17 protein-coding genes are annotated in these 23,133 nt (G+C 40.8%); 5 read left to right on the top strand and 12 right to left on the bottom strand.

Going from position 1 to position 23,133, the window contains the following annotated elements:
- Positions 1-36: 36 nt before the first annotated feature.
- The 6 genes from BK575_RS18550 to BK575_RS18580 all read right to left on the bottom strand — a co-directional run bounded on the left by BK575_RS18550 (position 37) and on the right by BK575_RS18580 (position 11,289).
- Positions 37-1,800 carry a thiamine pyrophosphate-binding protein gene (locus BK575_RS18550; protein WP_078412513.1) on the bottom strand — a complete coding sequence of 588 codons (1,764 nt, stop codon included), beginning with the start codon at positions 1,798-1,800 and terminating at the stop codon, positions 37-39.
- Positions 1,800-2,807 (bottom strand): zinc-dependent alcohol dehydrogenase, encoded by a 1,008-nt coding sequence (locus BK575_RS18555; protein WP_328589522.1) that lies wholly within the window; start codon positions 2,805-2,807, stop codon positions 1,800-1,802. Before BK575_RS18555 ends, BK575_RS18550 begins: the two co-directional genes overlap by 1 nt.
- Before the next feature lie 120 nt (positions 2,808-2,927).
- A complete protein-coding gene (locus BK575_RS18560) occupies positions 2,928-4,376 on the bottom strand; it encodes an aldehyde dehydrogenase family protein (RefSeq protein WP_078412515.1) in 1,449 nt (482 codons plus the stop codon).
- 1,158 nt (positions 4,377-5,534) lie between these two features.
- The gene (locus tag BK575_RS18570; RefSeq protein ID WP_078412517.1) at positions 5,535-6,548 is read right to left on the bottom strand and encodes a LacI family DNA-binding transcriptional regulator; all 1,014 of its coding nucleotides are present in this window, start codon (positions 6,546-6,548) and stop codon (positions 5,535-5,537) included.
- Positions 6,549-6,951: 403 nt separating this feature from the next.
- Positions 6,952-8,916, bottom strand: a complete 1,965-nt coding sequence (locus BK575_RS18575) for a methyl-accepting chemotaxis protein (protein ID WP_078412519.1) — start codon at positions 8,914-8,916, stop codon at positions 6,952-6,954.
- Positions 8,917-9,132: 216 nt separating this feature from the next.
- Positions 9,133-11,289 carry a GDYXXLXY domain-containing protein gene (locus BK575_RS18580; RefSeq protein WP_078412521.1) on the bottom strand — a complete coding sequence of 719 codons (2,157 nt, stop codon included), beginning with the start codon at positions 11,287-11,289 and terminating at the stop codon, positions 9,133-9,135.
- 224 nt (positions 11,290-11,513) lie between these two features.
- Between BK575_RS18580 and BK575_RS18585 the strand changes: the two genes are divergently transcribed.
- Positions 11,514-11,693: a hypothetical protein gene (locus tag BK575_RS18585; protein WP_078412523.1), complete on the top strand. Its 180-nt coding sequence runs from the start codon at positions 11,514-11,516 to the stop codon at positions 11,691-11,693.
- 39 nt (positions 11,694-11,732) lie between these two features.
- On the opposite strand, the gene BK575_RS28755 is transcribed toward BK575_RS18585, so the two are convergent.
- The 5 genes from BK575_RS28755 to BK575_RS18605 form a co-directional block, all read right to left on the bottom strand.
- On the bottom strand, positions 11,733-11,873 hold the full coding sequence (locus BK575_RS28755) for a hypothetical protein (protein WP_169907889.1): 141 nt from the start codon (positions 11,871-11,873) through the stop codon (positions 11,733-11,735).
- A 577-nt stretch (positions 11,874-12,450) separates the two neighbouring features.
- On the bottom strand, positions 12,451-14,811 hold the full coding sequence (helD, locus tag BK575_RS18590; protein WP_078412525.1) for an RNA polymerase recycling motor HelD: 2,361 nt from the start codon (positions 14,809-14,811) through the stop codon (positions 12,451-12,453).
- 232 nt (positions 14,812-15,043) lie between these two features.
- Positions 15,044-16,105, bottom strand: a complete 1,062-nt coding sequence (locus BK575_RS18595; protein WP_078412527.1) for a L,D-transpeptidase — start codon at positions 16,103-16,105, stop codon at positions 15,044-15,046.
- A 160-nt stretch (positions 16,106-16,265) separates the two neighbouring features.
- Positions 16,266-16,673: a disulfide oxidoreductase gene (locus tag BK575_RS18600; protein ID WP_078412529.1), complete on the bottom strand. Its 408-nt coding sequence runs from the start codon at positions 16,671-16,673 to the stop codon at positions 16,266-16,268.
- Positions 16,674-16,992: 319 nt separating this feature from the next.
- Positions 16,993-18,948 carry a nucleotide pyrophosphatase/phosphodiesterase family protein gene (locus BK575_RS18605; protein WP_139368069.1) on the bottom strand — a complete coding sequence of 652 codons (1,956 nt, stop codon included), beginning with the start codon at positions 18,946-18,948 and terminating at the stop codon, positions 16,993-16,995.
- A gap of 405 nt (positions 18,949-19,353) precedes the next feature.
- On the opposite strand from BK575_RS18605, the gene BK575_RS18610 reads away from it, so the two are divergent.
- The 3 genes from BK575_RS18610 to BK575_RS18620 all read left to right on the top strand — a co-directional run bounded on the left by BK575_RS18610 (position 19,354) and on the right by BK575_RS18620 (position 21,737).
- Positions 19,354-20,208 carry a YihY/virulence factor BrkB family protein gene (locus BK575_RS18610; RefSeq protein WP_078412531.1) on the top strand — a complete coding sequence of 285 codons (855 nt, stop codon included), beginning with the start codon at positions 19,354-19,356 and terminating at the stop codon, positions 20,206-20,208.
- Positions 20,209-20,446: 238 nt separating this feature from the next.
- Positions 20,447-21,115: a TrkA C-terminal domain-containing protein gene (locus BK575_RS18615; RefSeq protein ID WP_078412532.1), complete on the top strand. Its 669-nt coding sequence runs from the start codon at positions 20,447-20,449 to the stop codon at positions 21,113-21,115.
- Positions 21,116-21,248: 133 nt separating this feature from the next.
- On the top strand, positions 21,249-21,737 hold the full coding sequence (locus BK575_RS18620) for a hypothetical protein (RefSeq protein ID WP_078412534.1): 489 nt from the start codon (positions 21,249-21,251) through the stop codon (positions 21,735-21,737).
- Positions 21,738-21,782: 45 nt separating this feature from the next.
- Here the strand turns inward: BK575_RS18620 and BK575_RS28880 are convergent, their stop codons facing one another.
- On the bottom strand, positions 21,783-22,508 hold the full coding sequence (locus BK575_RS28880) for a hypothetical protein (protein ID WP_204524873.1): 726 nt from the start codon (positions 22,506-22,508) through the stop codon (positions 21,783-21,785).
- 421 nt (positions 22,509-22,929) lie between these two features.
- Between BK575_RS28880 and BK575_RS18630 the strand changes: the two genes are divergently transcribed.
- Entirely contained in the window at positions 22,930-23,115 is a 186-nt protein-coding gene (locus BK575_RS18630) for a hypothetical protein (protein WP_078412536.1), read from the top strand.
- The last annotated feature ends 18 nt before the right edge of the window (positions 23,116-23,133 follow it).

A 23,133-nucleotide genomic window follows, 5' to 3' on the forward strand; every position in this document is an offset into this window, starting at 1 on the left:
AAAAATATCTGTAAAATCTCTATATAACATTTCCCCTTAGGCTTCAACAGCTACGTGGTGAACCTTCTTACCTGGAGAATAAATATCCATGATGTTCCAGTGTCCAGCAGTTGGTACCGGGTTGTTTAACATGGCTACATCAATGACAACTGGCTTATTGGACTCGATGGCCCGTTGTAAAGCCAGCTTAAACTCTTCCGCCGATTCAATTTTAATTCCTTCCACGCCATAAGCTTTTGCGATCGCTGCATAATCAGGCGAATAAGGTTTTCCGTCTTTTTCAAACAACGTACCAAGAGTTGTGCCGTAATGGGCTTTTTGCAATCCTGCAATCGTACCGAACGCATAATTGTTCATGATGATCCACACAACCGGGATATTTTCTTCAGCCGCTGTGGCAAGTAAGGCTGGATTTTGTCCAAAACCGCCGTCTCCTACCAACGAAACGACCACTTTATCCGGCTGCGCAATTTTCGCTCCTAAGGCCGCTGGAGCGCCAAACCCCATTGTGGCGAAACCGCCCGGTGTTAAAATACTGCCTGCTTCATAAATTGGAAACTGCTGTCCTACTCCATTTTTATTCCAGCCTACATCTGTTGTAATGTACGCATCTTTCGGAAGGACTTCGCGGACTTCTTCTAAAATGCGCTGAGGCTGCATTGGGAAGGAATTGTCTGTAATAAATTTTTGATTGCTGTTTTTGAATTCTTCTCGGTAAGCAGCAATTTCTTGTCTAAGCTCCTCATTTTGTAATCCTTCTGGTACTAATTCTTTGGCCACACGGTTCAGAACGGTTAACGCTTGTTTTAAATCCGCTACTGCCCCAATTTCGACTGGATAATTCCGGCCGATTTCACTTGGATCGATGTCAATTTGAATCAATTTCGTAGGTGGGAAATTAAAGGTATATTCTGATTCCCATGAACTGCTGTCCGCTTCGGCAAAACGAGTGCCTAATGCGAAAATATAGTCCGCTTCTTTACATTTATCATTAATAAACTTTGTTCCCCAAAATCCTGTCATTCCTAATGTAAGTGGATGATCATCAGAAACGGCGCCTTTCCCCATCAGAGAATGAGCAACTGGAATATTTAAGTGGTCGACCAATTCCTTTAGCTCTTGTGCCGCGTCTGCCAGCATGATTCCTCCTCCAACATAGAATACAGGGTTTTTAGCATTGATTAACGTTTGAATAATATTCTTAGCCGTCACATCATCAATGGATGGTTTTTGAAGGGTTTTTGTGTTATGTTGCAATCGTTCAAATAAAGATACGTCCACTTCTTTAGAGAAGATATCCATCGGTACTGATACTAAAACCGGACCAGGGTTTCCACTTTCAGCTAGCTGGAAAGCCTTTTCAAGAATTTCTGGAAATAAATCCGGGCGATCTACACGCCATGCACGTTTCACAAATGGACGATAAATTTCATATTGGGAAGCATCCGCATGCAAGTTGACTTCCTGATGGGGATGTTTACCGTAATAATGTGTTGGAATATCACCCGCAATAACCACCATTGGAATAGAATCTAATGCAGCATTAGCCACTCCTGTCGCCGCATTGGTTAAACCAGGACCTAAGTGACTTAACACTACAGAAGTTTGTTTTTTTGCCCTTGCATATCCATCCGCCATATGGGCAGCAATTTGTTCGTGTCTAACATTTACAAATTTGATGGAGCTGCTTTCTAGAGCTGTTAACACAGCAATATTTGTATGTCCGCAAAGACCAAAGATATGTTCGATTCCTCTATCTTCTAAATATTTGACTAATTGATGGGAAATAAGATTGCTCATTAGTTTTGCTCCTCCTTAAAGTTCAAAATAATTTTTCCATATTTCCCTGAAACGGCCATTTCATAAGCACGTTCATACTCTTTAAAAGGGATGATCTCTGAAATGATGGGTTCCACATAAAAATCATCCTGTTTTAAATACTCCAAAGTCTGCGAGAAATCCGATGGAAAGTTATAAATAATTGTTCCATATACCGTCAATTCATTCCTAACCACTCTCACGGCAGGGAAATTGGCTTCCGGTGTCAGTCCAACTAACACGATAGAGCCGCCAGGTCCCGCTATTTCCATCGCCTGTTCCACTGACTGTCTAACCCCGGCTGCTTCGATGACAACCTCAAACGTTTCATCTTGAATGTCTTCCGGATGTGCGGTTTTGATATCTCCGAAAAGCTTTGCCTTCTCCAACTTCTCACGGCTAATATCAATAGCTGTTACATCAGCTCCTAAATAAGTGGCCAATGCAATTGCCAGCATCCCTTCCGTACCACAGCCAATAATGGCAACAGAAGTACCTTTTGTAATCTCAACCTTTTTAAAAGCATGAACGATCACCGCAAACGGTTCAATTAACACCGCTCTTTCATCCGGCATGTCATCAGGAATCGGCAATATATACTTCGATGAAATCATAAACTCCTCTGAAAATCCGCCATCTGCATTGACACCTAGCGATTGCTTATAACGGCAAATATTGGTCTTGCCTTTTACACATAAATCACATTCACCACAAAACGAATTCGGCTGCACGACAATTTTCGTTCCAACCTCATATTTAACGTTTTTTCCTGTCTCCATAATCGTTCCTAACAATTCATGGCCAGGAAGGACGGGATAAGAGGCATGTGGAATTTTCCCTTTATAAACCCCAATATCCGATCCGCAGATTCCGCCATAAATCAATTTTACTTTCACTTCATCCTCTTTCAGAGAAGATGAAGATGGAAGCTCTTTTAATTCTATATCACCTGGTTTGTTCAAATATAATCCCAGCATCTTCTTCACCACCGGTCCATTCACCTATTCTCTAAATTCTTGAAAATAAGAGGGTGTAAGTAAGGCATTGTCAGCATCATTCGCTGCTATTCACCCTCTTTAAGCTCTTTTGTTTCCATATTTATCATTCTTTTATTCCGTAACAGGAAGCTGCAATACGATCATTTTTGTTTCAGTCATATCCTCAATTGCATAGCGAGGACCTTCACGCCCAATTCCGCTGTTCTTCACGCCGCCGTATGGCCAGTGATCCAGTCTGAAATTCGAAGTTCCATTAATGACTACGCCGCCGACTTCCAGTGAGTGGGCTACTTTGTAAGCTAAATCCATTTGATTCGTAAAAAGTCCGGCTTGAAGCCCGAAGGAAGAATCGTTTGTTTCTTCAATTGCTTCTTCAATCGTTTCATACGGAATGATACTCACAATCGGTCCAAACACTTCTTGACAAACGACTTTGCTGTGCTTAGGAGGATTCAATAGAACGGTCGGTTCTACTGTTGCACCATGCTGTTTGCCGCCGCATACCACAGTCGCACCTAACTGAACGGATTCATCAATCCACTCCATCACCCGTTTCGCTGCATTTGTATCGACTAAACAGCCAACATCCGTATCCAGCAATAAAGGATCTCCGATTTGAAGCTTTAATACCGCTTCTTTTAACAAGTCTGTAAACGCCTGAACAATGGATTGATGCACATAAATTCTTTGGACAGAAATACAGCTTTGCCCTGAATTACTGAATCCTGTTCTCGCGCATATAGCGGCAGCACGCTTTAAATCCGCGTCTTCATGGACGATCGTAGAAGCGTTTCCACCTAATTCAAGAAGCACTTTTTTCATTTTTGCTAATCCGCATATATTCCTGGCTGCCACTACCCCGCCGGTAAAGGAAATCACATTAATTCGATCATCTTTTACAATTTGCTGTCCGACTTCCACCCCGCCAAGCACCATATTGACAGTGTTTTTAGGAAGGCCAGCCTCTAGTAATAGCTTTAGCAGTTCAGTCGCGATCAACGCTGTTTGAGGTGCCGGCTTTAAGATTACGCTATTACCAGCTGCAAATGCCGGACCCACTTTATGACACACAAGGTTGAGCGGAGCGTTAAACGGTGTAACGGCTGCCACCACACCAACCGGTACACGGAAAGTGGCCGCAATGGCCTTTGTTCCTCTTTCAGAGGCATCACCAGGCAATGTTTCTCCCATTAGTCGTTTCGCCTCTTCACCTGACAGCTCTAAGGTTTCGATGGAACGCGAAACTTCATCCAGCGTATTCTTTAACGGCTTTCCTAGTTCAAGAGAAATCAACTTAGCGAATCTTTCTTTCTCTTGTTCTAGTAATATAGCTGCTCGTTTTAAAATTTTCGCTCTTTGATGAGCAGGTATTCGAGCGATGTCCTTTTTAGCCGCATAGGCTGATGCCAAAGCCTTCTCAACATCTTCTTGTGTTGCTAAGACTTGCTCGCCAATTACTTCTCCTGAGTAAGGACTTTTAATCAAAACAATTTCACGTTCAGAAGAAATCCATTCCCCATTAATATAAGGCTGTGCTTTTTTTACACTCGTTTTTATCACCTTTATCACCAACTCTTCTCAATACTATTAGTAACCATTTAGTATTTACATGTGGGCGTATTCCATGAGGTTATCTCTTTAGAATACATTTTTAGAGCAATTTATTAATTGTGATCTCTTTTATGTAGCCATGACATCACTATAAGATGGAGCTTAAACAGCTCAACTTCTCGATGATCTGATTGATCGTCTCTAATACGAATAAATAATCACATATATAGCTGGAATGATATTTTTCTATTCGCATGATATCTAGAAGTCCTAAAAACACAACTTTTATTTTCCTTTCCAACATTTAAGCCGCCTGTTTAAGAAATAGAAAATTCTTTACCATTTTAAGTATTATCTGTTAGATCGATCTAATTAAGTATTAAACTAATAATCTACCTCTTAGTTTAACTATGGCGTAGATATAGTAGGAAAATACGTATAGATGAGAGTAAAATCAGCATTAGCCTCTGATACCTGATTTGAACGATCATATTGAAAAATACAATTTATTAGATCGATCTAATAAAATTTAAAAAATTATTTACCCTTCTTTACAGCTAGTAAGGGTAATAACAATTACATGACATACTACGAATCAAAAATCTCGCCTCTTTTCATCTCGTCATTATTGACTTGACAGCGACATTTTGTCATGGTCTAATACCATATCTTTGTGAATCGCCTACCAGAAGGTAACCATCCCTTTATTTTCTCACCTCTATTCTTTAACAAAATAATGATTTGAATTTACTTCCAAATATCAGAACTAAGGACTACCTATTGAAAACGTTGTCATTATCTTATAACAAATTTTTTAGATTAGCAATACCCCTTATTGAAATATTCTCAATATTTTAATAAAATCTTAACTCTATAGACGTTGTTAACATAACTTGATATTATTCATCTAAATATACTCACTTCATCATTCAAAAGTTAAAACAGATTACCTTGATGTTGAAAAAGCAGCTGATTATATTATTGAATCGCTAAAAGTAGCCTGGGATATTTACGAACCTCATTGAAATTAAAGATATTTTAGAAGATGACAATAGGCATACCAAAATAGCCAAGAATTTTTTATAAAAGCCTTGGCTATTTTGTCGTCCTAAAGCATTAAAGCTAAACAGATCTTTCTTTAAAAACTTTTTCCTCTTCCTGCCATATTTATGTAGATTCTCTAACAACAAGTTCAGGTTGCAGAATGATACGCTGCTGTTCTCGTCCAAAGTTCTCCATACGCTGGTGCAAAAGATCCGCTGCATGGTTGCCAATAACTCGTGCAAATGATGAGACAGTAGTTAATGGAGGGTTAGAGAGTGCTGCCTCGAGAACATTGTCAAACCCAACTATAGCCATGGTTTGCTTTGGAGTTAATCCAGCACCTTTTAATCCCTGCATAACACCAAATGCGACTAAATCGTTAAAACAAAATGCAGCAGTAGGTGGCTCGGAAAGATGAAGAACCTTCTTTACCGCAGCTGATCCTCCCTCTCTTGTGACTGTGCTTTCCACTATCAAGGACTCATCTACTTCTAATCCAGATTCTTGCAGAGCCGTGCAATACCCTTCCTTCCGCTCTTTCCAAGCAGAAGATTCAGAGGACCCGCCTAGAAAGGCAATCCTTTGATGCCCCTTTTGGATTAAATGATTGACAGCCATTTGCGTGCCAACTTTATAGTCAATACCAACATAATCACAGTTTACGCCCGGTAGTTCTCTAACCGCAAGAACTGTTGGAATATCCATTTGCTTGATTCGATCAATCGTTTCCTTTGAACTCTCCGAGACAGGGCAAAGAATGACTCCGCCAACTCTATGTTCCAGCATTGTTGAAAGAAGTCGATCTTGCTTCGTATCAGAATCAAAGGTAGTTCCTAAAACCACTGTATATCCTTCTTTTTCTAACGCATGATGAACACCGATCAATAATTCTGAATAAAAAGGATTTGCTATATCTGTAATAATTAATCCTACAGTGGACGAACGCTGTGACCGTAGATTAGCAGCGACACGATCATATACATACCCTAATTCTCGCATAGAAGCTAAAACCTTTTGCCGTGTTTCTTCTGAAATTTTCGGACTGTTGCGAACAATTAGCGAGGCGGTCGCACGGGATACACCTGCATGCTCGGCTACTTGTTGTAAGGTAACGCGAGGACGTTTTTTTTGCTTCATATTTGAATCACCCGCTTCGCAAATTTAAGTTTCATTAAATAAACGTCATTGCCAGGAACCGTAATCCCTAACGAATAAAACGATAGTCCGTACCAACAATAGATATATTATAGGTAGCAGTAATAAATATTGTCAATTAGAAAGGAGTTTAACCTTTCTCTGGCTCTCCCCGTCGTTCCTACAGTTAGAAGTCTTTTCGCTTCATTTCTAAGATTCTGTCCTGCAGTGCAAGCTTTAAAGCAAATTCCAAACAGCTTCTTATACAAGCTGGAACCACCTCAAAAGTGCACCTAAACCTTACTTTCGCTAGACTTAATTCAGTATAGGTAATTGGACAAAAGGGAAAACCCCGAGGAAAATAAATTTTTATCCCGGGGTGCGAGTGTTAAATCATGTATGTTTCTTAAAGTTTAAAGCGCTTCACCATATCTTGCAGTTCTTCTGCTATATAAGAAAGAGATTCAGCCGAAGCTTGTACTTCTTCCATGGACGACAATTGTTCTTGTGTCGCAGCGGATACATTTTGAATGCTTGATGCCGCTTCACTAGTCACCGCTGTGATTCCTTCAAACGCTTCCATTACATGACTCACACTAACAGCCAAGTTGCCGGTCGTGAGCGATGTGGCGTGCACATCTTGCTCAACCTTTTCCATGTATGATTGAATGTCTTCAAAAGAGCTTCCCGCCATATTGACGACGTCGATCCCTTTTTGTACCTCGCCGATTCCTTTGTCCATCGACCCTACGATGTTCGTCATATCCTGATTGATGGCCACGATGAGAGATTTGATTTCATTGGCAGACTGCTGGGATTGCTCGGCCAATTTGCGCACCTCATCCGCTACAACGGCAAAGCCTTTTCCATGTTCACCGGCCCTTGCTGCTTCAATCGCTGCATTTAGTGCAAGCAAATTCGTCTGGCCTGCAATATTATCGATGACAGTCGTAATTTGTTCAATTTGTTTAGAGCGCTCGTTTAAATGCTGGATGACCGTTGATAAATCTTTTATCGTATCATCGATCGTATTCATTTGGGTCACAGCCGCATCAATGGCCTTGTTTCCTGCATTCACACTCTCATTTGCTTGCTGGGTCACAACGGATGTCTCAGTCGATTTGATTGCAATCTCCTCGATTCCTTCTTTCATCTTCTCAATAGCTTCCTCGCTTTTTTCTACTTTAGCCGTTTGCACATCTGTCCCGCTCGCCAGCTCTTGCATCATTCTCGCAATTTGCTCTGTAGCCGCTGTCGATTGCTCGGTCGTTGCCGATAATTCTTCAGAGGAAGCCGCCAATAAATCAGATCGTTCATGAATAGAATGAATCAATGTCTTTAATGAATCAGTCATCGTTCGAAAAGCAGCGGATAACAACCCAATTTCTTTGATTTCCTCCTGATGAATATCCACATTCAAGTTCCCCTCTGCGATGCTCACAGCATTTTCCGTTAACCGGCGAATCGGGCGGACAATTCTTCGGATGATAAAATACGTCAAAGCTGAACCGATGACCAGGGCAATGATGATCACCATGAGAGTACGGTTTAAAATAGGCTGTGCATCCTTTGAAATTTCAGACTTGTATATCGTACCGGCAATTTTCCATCCTGTTGCTTTATTTGTAATATATGTAAGCTGTTTCATATCATTTCCAAGCTTATAATCCAACGTGCCTTGAGGCGATTGCTGAATTTTGCCCGCCCATGATTCTTTTGCCACGGCCCCCAATTCTTCTTTCGGATGGATAATATATTCATTATTTGGGTTGACGATAAACGGATAGCCCTCCCGGCCGATTTTCACACTGAGAATCGATGTATTCAGCGTATCCAAGTCAATGTCAAGGCCGACTACACCCGAATTATCTTTTAATTTTTTTGAAATGGTTACAACCATTTTTCCTGTACCCGTGTCTTTATACGGCTTTGAAATGACTGCATTCGGACTGTTCCAAGCCTCTTTATACCAATCACGTTCACGGGGATCGAATCCTTCCGGTAATTCAAAATGCGGATATACAAACATTTTTCCATCGCTTGTTCCCGTAAAAACGTTCATTACTTCTTCGTTTAATACTTCATATTGTTCAAATAAGGTATAAATATCAGCAAACTCATTAAGGTCAGCTACATCATGCTCTTGAATTTTGGATGCAAAATAACCGACATCCCTCATTTTAGGCTGAATCGTACGACTGATCAGGCCGTCAATCAATTGAATATTTTCTTTAGAGCTGGACAAAACTTTGCGTTCAAGTTCTGTTTTAGCGCTGTCATATCCTATGTACCCTATTAAAAGACTTGGTATGATTAATAGACAAGCAGATAAGAGAATCAGTCTCTTTTTAATGGACATCGTTTTGAACATATACCTTTCCCCTTTTATTGCATATTTTCTGGATGAACAAGAAATATCATAATGTAAAAATTCGGAAAATTCAATTAACTTATCTATTGAATTTTCTGCACCTTATTATTTGACATCCTCTAAATCTATTATCGGCATTGTTCTATTAAATATTTACAATATCTTTACAAATAAAAATAAAAATAAAAAGGGAACGGACAGGCGTCCGTTCCCTTTTTATTCCAGTGATAATAAAATTGCATCTCCGCTTTTGGATACTTTTACATTCGCGTATTTGGCCTTTTCTTCAACCTCCCGTCCGGTCCCTTCGCTCACGAAATAATTTTCAATTCCGTATTCAATTTGACCGTCCCCTTTATAGCGGCCGGTGATCCAGACATCCGCTTTAGCTGGAGATGCTTCTTCGGCTCTTCCTTTCACGAATGACCCGCTATATTCATAAACCCCATTTTCATTCTGCACCAAACCGACAGACACTTTTTCATTCATATTCGGTTCCGGTTTCAGATCTAAGGAAGAAATCGAGTACCGAAGGATGACATAGTCCCCTTGCAGTAATGATCTTGGGTCGACAGGCTGCAATTCAAGCCGAATTGACTCCGCCTCCGCAAGAAGCGTTTCGCTTTTTCCGACTTGAACACCGATGATGGTAAGCTGAAGAACAATCACCGCCAGGACAGGAAGCCATTTCCTGCGGACAAAACTAACCGTCGTATGCTCGCTAGCCAGAAAACGATCGTACCATTTCGTAACCGACAACAGAAGGAAACCGATGAGCAAGAACGTAATCGATTTGTGCAGCAAACTCCAAAGCAAATCATAATATTTATACACGACATAAGCGAACCAAAACACCAACCCGACACGGTATTCGAACGACCGTTGCCTCTTTAATGCATAAAATAAGACAAACGTTGTCAAAACAAAGTAAAGAGCATTCACTGTATAATAAACGACAGGGGCATTTTCATGTAAAAACGTCAGGACAAAAAAAGCGAGAAAGCCGTACACACAGCTGTTATGATAGACGGCGATTCCCCATTCCGCTTGAGAGAAGCGACCGGTGGCGAATAAGACGACATTCAATATTAGCAGAAGAAAGGTTGTTCCTTCTATTGTCATCCCTTCCTCCAATAAGGAAGAAAACAAAGTCATCATGGCCGCAAAATAAGTTACGTATCTCATGCTTTTACTTGAATAAAGGAAAAAGACGGCTCCCAATACACCTATAAACAGAATAGAAAAGACAATATGGGAAAAAACCGCGGACGGAATTCCGATCAAATACCCTGTCAATAGAAGCGTGTGGCGTATGACGGCATCCCATTTTGGTTTGATGACGGCCGGTATGATGAGTGTGAAGACCGCCAATATCATCATCACATAAAACGGGACTTCCCCAATGATGAGAAACAAGATTCCCGCTATCGAACTGGATCCCATTACAGATCCAATGCCTGCTATCACCCCAATGAATATTCGTTTGATCCATGAATTCCCTTTTAAGCGGCCTCCCCACTTACTTAAAACCCACACAGCCGCTCCGACCAACATAATCGGAAAGAAGAACGTTAACAAAAAGACATATTCAGATCCGACAAAAATGAGGAAGGTGATGAATTTAATGATCAAAAACACCGTCATTGCCATTCCTAACAGAAGAGTCGATGCTTTTTGTCCGCCTGTTTTTAAATCGTACCAAAACCAGAAGGCGAGTACCGCGATGTAAACGACGCTCATGATGGATGAAAAAAAGTCAAACCATTCTCCCGCTGATAAAACGAGCATCATCGCATGAAAGACGATTAATGTCAAAAAGGAGAGAGGCCTTGAACGGAACACCTTTTTTTCAATTAACCCAAATAAAAGGATGTTCACGAAAGCAACACCTAAAAAGAAACTTCTATACCAATACTCATCCGCCATGTGGAAGCTTGATGACGGAAATAAAAACAACCATGCGCTTAAATGGATAAGTCCATATGTCAAAATGTAAAACGGCTGATAGTTCGTTATAAATGAAAACAACAAAGCCGGAATCGCCCACACTGCAAACAGCATAAAGCTATCTGCATGAGAATTATAGATTTGCCCGAGTAAAGCCACACCGACCCCAAACGTAATGCAGCCGGCAAATAAAAACAGCTCGCTTACAAACGGCCGACGTTGAAAAACCTTTGCCAATATAAAAGAACTTCCGTAAAACAATAAAAGCAAACCAATGCTGAGGCCAATTTTCTCCCACTTATCAAACCCGGCCCAATTGGCAGCAAAAAAATAAATGATGGCCGCCAGAACCAGCGACAGCCCCGCTACATAGCCAAGCTGGATGGACCGCTCTTTCATTTTATTGGGTTGAATGTTTTCCCCCATCTCCTCATCTCCAGTCACATGCCATTCAACTCGCAAAACTTTTCTATATTTTACCACAAATGCCGCTTCGCCAATGCTTCTCTTCTTCCTATTTTTATGTTTCTTTATTCTGTTATACCTCTTCTTTTAGCAACTTCTTTTCTAACAGCAAAGTCCTGACATTGTATAGAAAAAATGTAAAGATCAGATAATATGAGAGATTTTACAGATAAAGGGGAAATCGTATGGAACAAAATAACAGAAAAAAAACGGCAAATACTTCAGACACTACCGGTGTTGAACAGCCTTTAATGTCAACAGGCACGACTGAACCTGGCTTCGATTGGGGTACAAATAGAACTGAACTGGCAGCCAAACCTAAAATTGGAGAGACATTAGTTGGTGAAGACAATACTAAAGATTGAAAAAGACCTGGCATGATACTTTGCCAGGTCTTATTTCTATTATTGCCCATTTGCTCCGCTTTGGGTGACTTTGCGGATGTGTTTGTCTTCAAAATTGCGGGCGCGAAGATCTGCCACTTTGTCGTCTATGACCTTCGATTGGTCCACTTCTTTTGATGGCTCGTTTTTAGGATGAGTCATAATTGTTCATCTCCTTTAGCTGATTTTCAAATTTCTCCTTTAGTGTTGCTTGTCTGATGTAAAAATATAATGCGGCCTGCGATTTTTATCCCGCATTAACGGGCAGTAAGACCCCAACTTCAAGACTTAAAAAATATTGAAGCAGTTTAAGTGGGGATAACTGCTCGTAAAAGCCCGATAAGATCAACTAACCATCAGTAGGAGATAAGAGCCTCCTACTGATGGAAGTTTCCTTTATTTCCCCTTATCCTAAACACGAAATTCACAAAAAAGTGAATAAAATGAACATTATGTAGATATACTAATTGTTACAATCACTATCATGCATGAGGAGACATACATATGAAAATCAGATGCGCCATTTGCAAACTTCCAAAGGATCTTCAAGAAAAAGAAAAAGGGCAAAATTACTGTACGGATTGCTTTGATGTCATCACGAAAGATTATCGGCTCAAATAATAATGGGAGACCTTTCGTGCCGACTAAATTTTTTTTTCCTCTTCTGAATATCCTCGCTTGAAGAAAAAGGCAAAGAGATGATTACAAATCCATCTTTTCGCCTTTTTGTTTTGCGGCACTATTTTACATCGTTTTCCTCCACGGCATATGTACCCGGTGCCGCCGCTGCCACAAACGGACTTTTTTCTCCTATAAAATACAGTTGCAGTTCATGCATCGCTCTTGTACAGGCTGTATAAAATAACTTGCGTTCATTTTCTCTGCTGTACCGGTCATACGAGGCATCATAAATGATGACGGCGTCAAATTCGATTCCTTTTGCTAAATACGAAGGAAGGATTGAAATATCCCGCTCAAAAGAAGTCGTTTCTTTTCGAATGAGACGAAGGGATAGATCTTCCTTCATCGCTTCATAAGCTGTCCGAGACTCTTGGGCTGTTTTACATATAACGGCAATCGTTTCATGACCGGATGTTTTTAATTGACGGATACGCTCGACGATCTTACAGTGAAGATCCCGTTTATCGACCACCTCTGTGACAACCGGCTTCTCCCCCTTCCGGTTGAAAGGCTCGATTTTATTTCCTCCACTGATAAACTGGCGGGTGAATTCAACAATCTGTTTCGTTGAACGATAGCTGCGATTGAGCACCATCATCTCTTTTTTCTCTGACTCATATAAGGAAAACAGATGATCGAGACCATCATTGTCGGCATGCGCAAAAATTCCCTGATTCAAATCTCCGAGCACGGTCCACCTGCTATAGGGAAACAACTGTTTCATGAAAGCAAATTGAAATGGCGAATAATCCTGTGCTTCATCAACAAATACATGCTTGACAGATGTGTTGGTCAAGCGTCCCTCTATCTTTTCCTTTAAATAAAGATATGGAGTAGCATCTTCATAAAATAACTCGCCTTCTTCCAGCTTTTCTAACGTTTGCAAGCAAATCGTCTCCCAATGATCCGGCCGTCTAATTCGTGTAAAAAAGGATGAAAAATAATTGGTTTTTGCAAACAGCTGACCGTAAACTGCCGGCAGATTGATAAACCGAAGCTCCTTAATTCGACGGCGCAGCGGCTTGAAGCGCTTTTGGACAATCATGGTCGCAAGTAATTCCTGCTCTTGTCGAAAATCATCAAACGTATTTTCTGTAAAACGTCGCTTTCGCGTCAACTGCTTATAGGCACGCAAATAGTCTTCTTTGCTCATGAGCTGCGCCTCATCTTCCACCCAAGGCTCATCGCGTTCGGCCTTCTCCCGAATTTTCAGCTCGCCAAGCAGCCATTCTGTCACCATGGCCAGACGGTTTGGAATCGATAAAGAAGCATCCAAACCATAAAACCGTTCTTTGATCTTCTCTCCTGACACTAATACTTTCTTGCGGAATACGATATCCTTAAATATCAGTGCTTCATGACCGAGAAACTCCGCATATGAATCCATGACTTCCATATATTTAATGCCAGCTTTAAAGCGGATTCCTTCAATACGGGCTTTATACCCGGGGTCACTCATTGCGGTCAAGACATATTCCATTTGGGTGAAAGGGTCCTCCAGATGAAATGTTTGACCTAGACGATGCTCTAAATAGGCTTGGAATGTGGTTTGCTGCATGTTTTCTTCCCCTAATTCAGGCAGAACAGTCGACACATAGCTGTTGAACATCGGATTAGGCGAAAAAAGCACGACGTTTTCCGCCTTCAGCGTTCCGCGGTATCGGTAAAGCAAATAAGCGACCCGTTGAAGGGCAGCAGACGTTTTCCCACTCCCGGCAGCTCCCTGAACAATAAGAAGACGACTTCGTTCGTTTCGAATAATTTCATTTTGCTCCTTCTGAATCGTTCCGACAATACTCTTCATCTGATTATTTGCCTGTTTTCCAAGCACCTCCTGAAGGAGCTCATCTCCAATCGTCACGCCGGTATCAAACAAACTTCGGATACAGCCTTTCCGAATGATGTACTGGCGTTTTAGCTCCATCTCACCCGAAATGGAACCTTCAGGCGTATCGTATGCTGCACGGCCCGGCGAATAATCATAATACAAACTTGATATCGGCGCCCGCCAATCGTAGACAAGAAACTGTTCATCATGTACATCCAATAAAGAAGAAGTACCAATATAAATGACCTCTGTATTCTCTTCCCCGTCTTCAGTGAAATCGATTCGCCCGAAATAAGGGGACCATTTCAGTTTTTCCAACGCCTGAAGCTGTTGATTGGCTTGCCGGTAGCTCCGCTCTCTTTCTGACAGCAATTCCGCCTGCTGCTTGATGCTCACATATGTTTCTGCCGCTTCATCCGCATTATCTACATTGACTGTTACACCGCTCCAGAAATGTTTACGAATGTCCACAACATCCCCTTTAAGGGTGCTGGCATTTTCACCGAGTCGTTCCATTCGCTGATCAATCTCTTTTACCACTTGATTCACACGCTGTTGTTCGTTTTGTCTCTCCTGATCTGAAATGCTCATTGTGTCACTCCCGTCTGATTAGGTAACCTCTCCCCGCTAGATGCTTCATCCATAGAACGGATTATTGCCGAGGAAACTATTTGACAATAAAATAAATTTATGATAAAATTATATTGATTGATTAAATTTATTATGATTAAATAATGATCTTTTTTATTTTACCATTTCAATATACACACCTTAACGAAAGCGTTTATACGTTTTCGTTTTTTATTTTATCACGGATTTATTCCTATCCTTTCCACATATATGTCTGATCTGGGTCCTCCTCTTTCAGCTGATCATCTTGTTCATATAATTGTTTGTTTCTCACTTGTTCGTTTTCACCGTTTGGAAAGATTTTGTCTGCCTTTTTTGGCATTTCTTTAACTTTTCCGTTATCCCCCATCAGGATTTCAACGGGCGTATAAATCGGAACCATTGCGTACAATTCTGCAATATCTTCATTATGCATTCGGATGCATCCTTTTGATACATTCTTTCCGATACTTGTCGAATCATTCGTTCCATGGATCGCGTATTCGGATAATTCCATCCCCCTGCTCCCAAACGGATTTTGCTGCAGCGGCCCTTTCCATTTATTCGGATTCATTACCTTCTTTTGAACGGCAAAACGCCCTTCCGGAGTGCTGTTTTTTTCTCCCAGTCCCACTTCATATGTATTCAGCGTATATGGTCCTGAAACAAGCCGTAGTTCATTCCGCTCTTTTATAATAAGAATTTCTAAAGGATAAAATTCAATCGAAGAAATCAAATGTACATTTGGCACCAATGATTGCTCGACGATTTTTTTCCATTCCATCCCCTTTTGTCCGGAAACAGAAGCAGGATTGTATACCCATCCTCCTGTACCAGTAAATGTGTGAACAACATCGTTCGATAACGTAATCGGATCATTGGGCAATTGAGTGAGATAATTTTCAGGGAAAGCTTCCATAAGTTCTGATAGATGTCGGGGCATATAACCTCTTTTGACGACAAACTGATAAAGGGCACTGCGAATGACGGTTGTCGTTTCCCATATTTCCTTATCCAACGAGTGCGACCGCTGGGTCAAAATATGAGAGGGGAATTGTTCTTTCTGCTTTTCATCCGGAAGGGCAGCTGCATGTTCGTTCAACCCTAATGTATAGAGACGGCTGTAATCTTTATGGAAGTCCTTTTTCGCAGGCAAAAGCTCTGGTGCTTGAAGAAGGAGAAAAAGATAGAAGAGAAAAGAAGTCAACATGCCAAGAAAATAAAAGAGAACAGCTAGTACGAAAACATCGCCTCGATTCCAGGAACGCTTTTTCATGCCCTATCATCTCTTCCTTTCTGCCTAATCTGCTATATGACTAGTATATTTTCAGCCGTACTAATGATGACAAGAACTCTAGTAATCAGGTAACTTATTCCATAAAAAAGTGCGCTTCCCGTCATTCGACAGAAATACGCACCTCTCAACTGTTTCACTTTCAATCTTGATTACTTTTACGCAGGAAAAGCATACATATTGTAATGACGGTAAAACCCGTAAAGGCTAGCAGCGGAATCGTTATAAAGCCAAGCCAATTGATATATTCCCCTGAACAAGGAATTCCACTCGTACACATTTCAAATTTCTGCAGGAAAGAAATCTTTTGCAGCCCGTAATGGTAGCCTGAAAGCAGCATCCCGAAAATTGAAAAAGGGAGCACATTTTTGTAAGCTTCCCGATCGTTTCGATAAAAAGCCAAACCGAGCAAAATGGCTAATGGATACATCAAAATTCGCTGGTACCAGCAAAGTGTACAAGGAATAAATCCCATTCCTTCACTAAAAAACAAACTTCCAAGCGTAGCGGTCAACGCTGCCAGCCAGCCGATCAGCAACGGTTTATTCATATCTCACTTATTCCTCCTCTGCCGCTTCTTCCACCACGTTTTGGAATTTTTTAAAAAATTTTCCTCCAAACGGATTGCCGTTGACAAACAAGGCCGGAGAAGCCAAAAGCCATCTATCTTTGTTTATACGTAGACTTTAGACGTAGACATTATAGTTACAACACCAAAAAGAAGTCAAGTTCCATTTCATCATGTTCCATGAAATGGACTTGACTCCTTTTCAGAAACTTCAAAGTATAGGTCATACAAATGCAGCCGTTACAACAGGGCGTTGCATTCTGAGGCTTCATTCCTCCATTGCTCAGCCGCCAGATCCTTTCTATTCAAATACTTCTTCAATTGGTTTTCCTTCGACAAAAGAAGGGAGCTCCAACCCAAGCAGTTTATAGACCGTCGGGGCGACATCCAGATTGGACACCGGCGGAATGGTTCTTTCTTCAGCTATTTGATGTCCTGTCGCCATAAATATAGGACGCAATTCTTTTCGCTTCGGGTCGCCGCCATGCGTTCCCAGCTCTTCTGCCGGTTTCACTAAACTGGAGAAGCCGCTTCCCATCACATAACCGGGTGCGGCCATTAATAAAATGTCGCCTGAATGGGAATGGCCTACTTTCTTTTTATCTGTGCCACTTGTATTAATCACCTTTCCATATGGATGAATATCCTTATGAATGAATGCCCCGTATATTTCTTTCGTCCTTTCTTGAAGGAATGAAATATCCAGTCCATCTTGTTTCACACTGTTGATTATTTGATCTATGTTATATTGGATGACCTCTTTGCTGTTGGGCAATTCGACTTTTTCTTCTTTAAAGAGTTCCATTACCTGGGACTCAATCGCTTTGTATTCTTGCTCGGTTACGCTCCCTCCCTTTTCTCTTTTGTTTAAATTAATGTAAACATGGGCGGCCGAACCGCTTGCTACCGCATATGCTTTCGTTTTTTCATGGTTGATTTTCCCGTTCTTATCTAGCACCAACAAACCCGCATCCTTCAATACTTTATTTGGCTGAATCAGCGAGTGCGCCGGTTCCATACCGTGATCAGATACAATCAGCAAACTTTCGTTTGGACCAAGAGAATCCAGCGTCTGACCGACCACTTGATCGGCCAGTTTATATGACCATTCAACATATTGCATATATTGTTTAGATTTCTCTGGTGAATATCCTGGCTGCCTTGGATCCGCCAGCAAATATTCATGCTGTTCATGGTCAATTTGCGGAGCATAAAACATTAGCAAGTCTGGATTGTATGTTTGTTTTATATAGAGGGAGACATCCGTCACCCATTTCACAAAACGTGTGCTAATGTCTTCATATTCTTTTCTTGTAATCCACCCCTTCTTAATGGCTTTCGTATCATCTTGAACAGGAAAAAAACCAAATCTTTCTTTTATATCTTTTGAAAATCCTTCCGGTCCATCGATGACACCAGAGGTGACCGCAGTACGATACATCTTCGCTTCATTTACATTCTCATCCAGCTTTTTGAACTTAAATGAAAATCCAGCCGTCTGATTCTCTTTTACTTTCAGGTTCAAGGAACCCCAATTCGTTCCTCTTGCCCTTTCATCCTTCTTGTCTATCGTTTTGTCTTCAGAAAAAATAAATGTATCATAATGAACATGGCCGTCATCCTCTGTATCTAATGCCAGTACATGAATGACGTGATTTTTCACTTTTTCCAATTTAATTGAAAAGGAAGCCTCCTTTAAGGGACTGAAGCTATCAGGGACTTGATTCCAACCCTTCGCTTTTTGAAAAGCCAATGTTTCCAAACGGCTCTCTGACCATGTATCCCCGTAGTAAATAGAATAGTCTCCCTGTTTTTCAACTTTCGGATTCGCTCCGGCGAATGCTACCGTCGCTGTCTTTTTCCCTTGTTTTCTCGCTTCAATCCAGAGCGGACTAACTCCGAGTTCAGCATGGAAGGCATCTTTTAGATTGCCTAAAGAAGTTCCTGCTTCATGCCATTGATTGCTGACGATACCGGTTTTAGATGGTGTCGTTCCCGTTGCAATCGCCGCATGCGAAGGTGCCGTAAGCGAAGGAGAAATGGTCGTGGAATATTCCGCTGTCACGCCACTCTGCATGACCTTCTGAATATGGGGTAATTTTCCCTCATTGACATATTTCTTCGTTAAGTCATTTCGCATCCCGTCAAAGGAAATGAGTATGACTTGCTGTTGTTCTTCTTTTACCGCCCAGACTGCTTGTGCATTTATACAACATAAACCAATTACAATGATTGCGGTAAATGTTTTTCTTATCATGATGTCTGCCCCTTTTTCTAGTCTCTATTTCTCTATTATTATTTTTCTTCCCTTTTTCCCTCTCTTTCCAAATGTAAAACAAGGTATTTTTCACCATATCATTTCTACTTTTTCCGAAAACAGAGGGTTAACTTAAAAAAAAAACGGGGAATAGACTATATAAATCGATTTAAAAAATTCGACATGACCAAAGAGCGGCCATGCCAAATTTTCTAGACTTAAGCGGCTGTCACCCCCCTTGCAGAGTTAACGCCATCCGCATAGGTGAACCTTTGAGAGCGGATTCGAGTTATCTAGACCGCCGATTGTGAATATCTCTCCATAAAATGAAAACGTGTCGAGTTATTAAGTGGAATGTATATAAAATGTACAAGAACAAGTATCTACTAAGGAGTTGATTGTTTAATGGAAAAATGGATTTCATTCGGAAAGAAACTAAAAGAAGAAATAAAGGACGACAGGGCAACGGGCCTGGCCGCCGAACAAGCCTATTATTATATGCTTTCTATCTTCCCTATATTGATTTTACTGCTTTCCATCGTACCCTATCTATCGATCGATCCACAAAAAGCGATTTCGTTCATGCAAGAAGTAATGCCGTCAGAAACAGCCAGGGTGTTTGATGAAACGGTCGTCTCCATTGTCAGCCAGCCAAACGAAGGGCTTTTGACCATCGGGATTCTAGGTACTCTCTGGTCGGCTTCCAGTGGGATGAATGCCTTTATGCACGCAATGAACGTAGCATTTGATGTAGAAGAAACGCGATCGTTCATTAAAGCAAGACTGGTGTCCATCGGCTTGACAGTCGGCTTGATTGTCACGTTTATCATTGCTTTAGTTTTACCGGTTTTCGGAAACGTCCTTTTGAATACAATCGAGTTCTTTATTCCTTTGCCAGGTAAAACAGCATTACTGTTAAAAGTTCTGCGCTGGTTAATCGCGATTGCCGTGATGATTGTGATACTAGCCGTGTTATACCGCCTTGCTCCAAATAAACATTATCCTTTTAAACATGTGATTCCAGGAGCTGTAACTGCTACTATTATCTGGCAGTTTATTTCATTAGGTTTTTCTTTTTATGTCAGTCAATTCGGAAACTATTCGGCTACATACGGAAGTTTGGGAGGAGTCATCATTCTCATGCTTTGGTTTTTTTTAACGGGATTCGCCCTTGTATTGGGGGGAGAAATTAACGCTCTTTACCATAAAGAATCCACCTCTACCATTCCGACGTCGAGAGATAAAGCTGTTTCGCCGTAATCATTGCACAATCATTTGATAAGAAAAAGCGAGGGTTTCCTCGCTTTTTCTTATTTTTTATCCCATATTAATGAGCAGTAAAACTCCCACTCATGGAAGTTTCCTTTATAAGGTTTAACCTATGGTTGATTTTGGCATACATACAAAATGGTCAAGCCGGGTACTTAATTATATCTGTACAAATGCATCAACTAAACCGTATACCTTCCATCATACTTATCATGAAAGGAGATTTTCTATGGGACTACTGTTTATTTTCATCTATTTAATCATCGTAAAACTTGTTATTGAAATATCATCCTCCCTTTTGCAGCTGACAGGCTTAAAATCCGAAATCGCCAGATATCAAGCCATTTCTATGTTGACGGGTACCGGTTTTACAACTGACGAATCAAAGTTAATCATTGACCATCCCGTTAGAAGAAAGATTAGCGAATTTCTCATTTTATTTGGTGCTTTTTCATTAGCTGTTATGATTTCATCTATCAGTAATATTCTGTCCGACGACTTTCGAATTCCGACACTTGCTGTCATAGGCAGCTTATTAGCTTTCTTGCTTTTGATCTTAAAAACCCCATTCATCAAGCAAAAACTGACCGCTAAAATGAAACAGGAAATAAAAGATCAGTTTTCCTTTTCGGAACTTCCTATTCAAGATGCTTTATACTATTCAGACTCTGATACGGTTACAAAGCTCATCGTTCCAGAAGATTTTAAATATAAGTATCGGCCTTTAAAAGAGATGCTTCGTCATGATGAGGATATTCACGTTCTTTTAATTGCCAGAGGAGAAAGGGCCATTCGAAAAAATTTATATGAGACGGTTTTACAGGAAGGCGACCAAATTATACTATACGGAGATCAACGGACAATTCAGAAGAGGTTTAAAAAATTTTTGAAGGATTAAGTAAAAAGAAGAAGGATAGCTGCTCTTTAGCCATGTTAAATATTCCAAATCGATCGGTATAGCTTTATGAATAGCCAGAAAGAATGTGCTATAATTTACAAATGCCAATAACCTAATAGAATAGAGGAATTTCATGCTAACTTTTGAAGAAAAATTAGAAATTATCGAATCTTTCCCGCAGCTGCAACGTAAAGATGTCTCGCTTGGCCGAGTGAACTTCCATTATCCGGACAGTGTCATGGATAAAAAGACGGTCGTATACCATTTACATCCGAACGGAAATGGATTCGTATACGCCGGTCAGCTTCCGGCAGCGGCGACAGATGATAAAGGAATGGTCAACATCCGCGATTACTCCGCAGAGGATCTTCGTTCTTTGATCACAGGTTCTATCCGTTATCTTTCTAATGAGACAGGTGCACCTGAAAAAACGACAGCGGAACAAGCAATTATTGGTGATGAACAAGAAGAACGCTGGATCGGTCCGGATGATCATGTATTGATTCTTGTACATGAAGACGAGCTATGGAATGTATATTCCGGCTTAAACCTCGAAGCTGCGTTCGAATCTTATAAAGAGGCCGAAGAGTATATGAAAGAAGAAGGCTTTACACGCAAATAACGGATATGGGCGCATTGCCCATATCCGTTATTTGTGTATACCTATTTATTTTGTACTGGAAACGGTCTCTTTTTTGGAGCTTCCCGAGTTTGAGGTTGATGAATAAGCCGTTCCTGTTCTAGATGATTTAGGATTAGAATCTGTGTTTGAATCTGTACTTGTATCGGTATCACTAGTTGCCGAACTTATTTTGTCTAAATTGACTGTATCCGTTAGTTCAGTTCCCGCCTCTTTCACTTTGGATCCGATATCTGCCAGCTCGCTTTTCATTCCGCTGGCGGCGGACATTGCCTCATTGGAAGCATCCATTACTTTATTTACTTTTCCAAAAATATCTTCATTCACACGCTCGTACAAATTTTGAGCATCGCTAATGGCTTGTTTGAGTGTATCCGCTGCACTTTTAAATTGGGAAACCATCTGGTCCTTCACTTCACCCGGGTTTTCTTTCACTTGAACGAACATATCTTTTGAACAATCTTTTAAATTTACAGCTTTCCCCTTCACTTGATTGCGTGTCGCAGAGTCTAATAACGTCAGAGCGCCGCCGATCATTCCCCCGAGGATAATTCCTTTTAATAATTTGCTGTTGTTTTCATCTGCTGCGGTCACTTGTGTGGATCGCATTTGCTGTGGTGCTTCCGGTGCCGTTGTATGGTTTATCGTGTTTGTATTCACAGGTACCGCTGTTCCCTTTGTCACGTTTGTTGTCCCGATTGTATCAGTATGATTTGTTGTCGTAGTTGTTGTCGTTGTGTTTGATGTTGTCATTTTTCTTCTCTCCTTTTAGCTTTTCATTATTTCTAGCGTTGTTGGTTAGTTCTTTCCCGCATTTTTTTAGGGCTAAACCACAACTTGTCCAAAAAAACGGATGAAACGCAAGGAAAATGTTTCCTTTCTCTCAATCTACGGTTAGAGAAAGAAATTGGTTTTCCGCCACTGTCATTCCATCGGTCCAAAAGCCTCTTTCCTTTCAGTCAAACGAACCAAAAATCCTCCTAAAATTAAACAGTCTTTCGCGAATATTAAAGGAAAAGAAAGGAAACGGTAGGGATTTGGCATATACTTAATCTCCGTGAAGAAGAACCGTTCAGAACCCTTATTATCCTCAAATAGAGGGAGAGAGCAGCTTTGCATCCTTCCTTTTCCAAATGTTAGGATGAATAAGATACTACATTTAGAAAGGATTTGATTGTTCATTAATACTCTCGATTTAACGTACACGTCGGAAATGGAAAAAGCCATGTTTCAGTCTCATGGAATGGGCTATGCTGAATATAGCCGAAAATTGGATCAGCGCTTAAAAGTTGAACAAGAACGGGAACAGGATTATTTACAAAGCAGACGTATCATAGAGGGAATGAGAACCAATCCTTAAACATAAATAAAGAACATA

The sequence above is a fragment of the Priestia abyssalis genome (genome assembly GCF_002019595.1).
GTDB lineage: Bacteria > Bacillota > Bacilli > Bacillales > Bacillaceae_H > Bacillus_BA > Bacillus_BA abyssalis.

What these genes read in the sequence shown, in the direction of transcription:
- BK575_RS18600 (WP_078412529.1), bottom strand. Translation starts at nt 16,673, where the DNA reads ATGAATAAACCGTTGCTGATCGGCTGGCTGGCAGCGTTGACCGCTACG.
- BK575_RS18610 (WP_078412531.1), top strand. Translation starts at nt 19,354, where the DNA reads ATGGAAAAATGGATTTCATTCGGAAAGAAACTAAAAGAAGAAATAAAG.
- BK575_RS18620 (WP_078412534.1), top strand. Translation starts at nt 21,249, where the DNA reads ATGCTAACTTTTGAAGAAAAATTAGAAATTATCGAATCTTTCCCGCAG.
- BK575_RS18585 (WP_078412523.1), top strand. Translation starts at nt 11,514, where the DNA reads ATGGAACAAAATAACAGAAAAAAAACGGCAAATACTTCAGACACTACC.
- BK575_RS18595 (WP_078412527.1), bottom strand. Translation starts at nt 16,105, where the DNA reads ATGAAAAAGCGTTCCTGGAATCGAGGCGATGTTTTCGTACTAGCTGTT.
- BK575_RS18575 (WP_078412519.1), bottom strand. Translation starts at nt 8,916, where the DNA reads ATGTTCAAAACGATGTCCATTAAAAAGAGACTGATTCTCTTATCTGCT.
- helD (WP_078412525.1), bottom strand. Translation starts at nt 14,811, where the DNA reads ATGAGCATTTCAGATCAGGAGAGACAAAACGAACAACAGCGTGTGAAT.
- BK575_RS18570 (WP_078412517.1), bottom strand. Translation starts at nt 6,548, where the DNA reads ATGAAGCAAAAAAAACGTCCTCGCGTTACCTTACAACAAGTAGCCGAG.
- BK575_RS18550 (WP_078412513.1), bottom strand. Translation starts at nt 1,800, where the DNA reads ATGAGCAATCTTATTTCCCATCAATTAGTCAAATATTTAGAAGATAGA.
- BK575_RS18615 (WP_078412532.1), top strand. Translation starts at nt 20,447, where the DNA reads ATGGGACTACTGTTTATTTTCATCTATTTAATCATCGTAAAACTTGTT.
- BK575_RS28880 (WP_204524873.1), bottom strand. Translation starts at nt 22,508, where the DNA reads ATGACAACATCAAACACAACGACAACAACTACGACAACAAATCATACT.
- BK575_RS28755 (WP_169907889.1), bottom strand. Translation starts at nt 11,873, where the DNA reads ATGACTCATCCTAAAAACGAGCCATCAAAAGAAGTGGACCAATCGAAG.
- BK575_RS18605 (WP_139368069.1), bottom strand. Translation starts at nt 18,948, where the DNA reads ATGATAAGAAAAACATTTACCGCAATCATTGTAATTGGTTTATGTTGT.
- BK575_RS18580 (WP_078412521.1), bottom strand. Translation starts at nt 11,289, where the DNA reads ATGGGGGAAAACATTCAACCCAATAAAATGAAAGAGCGGTCCATCCAG.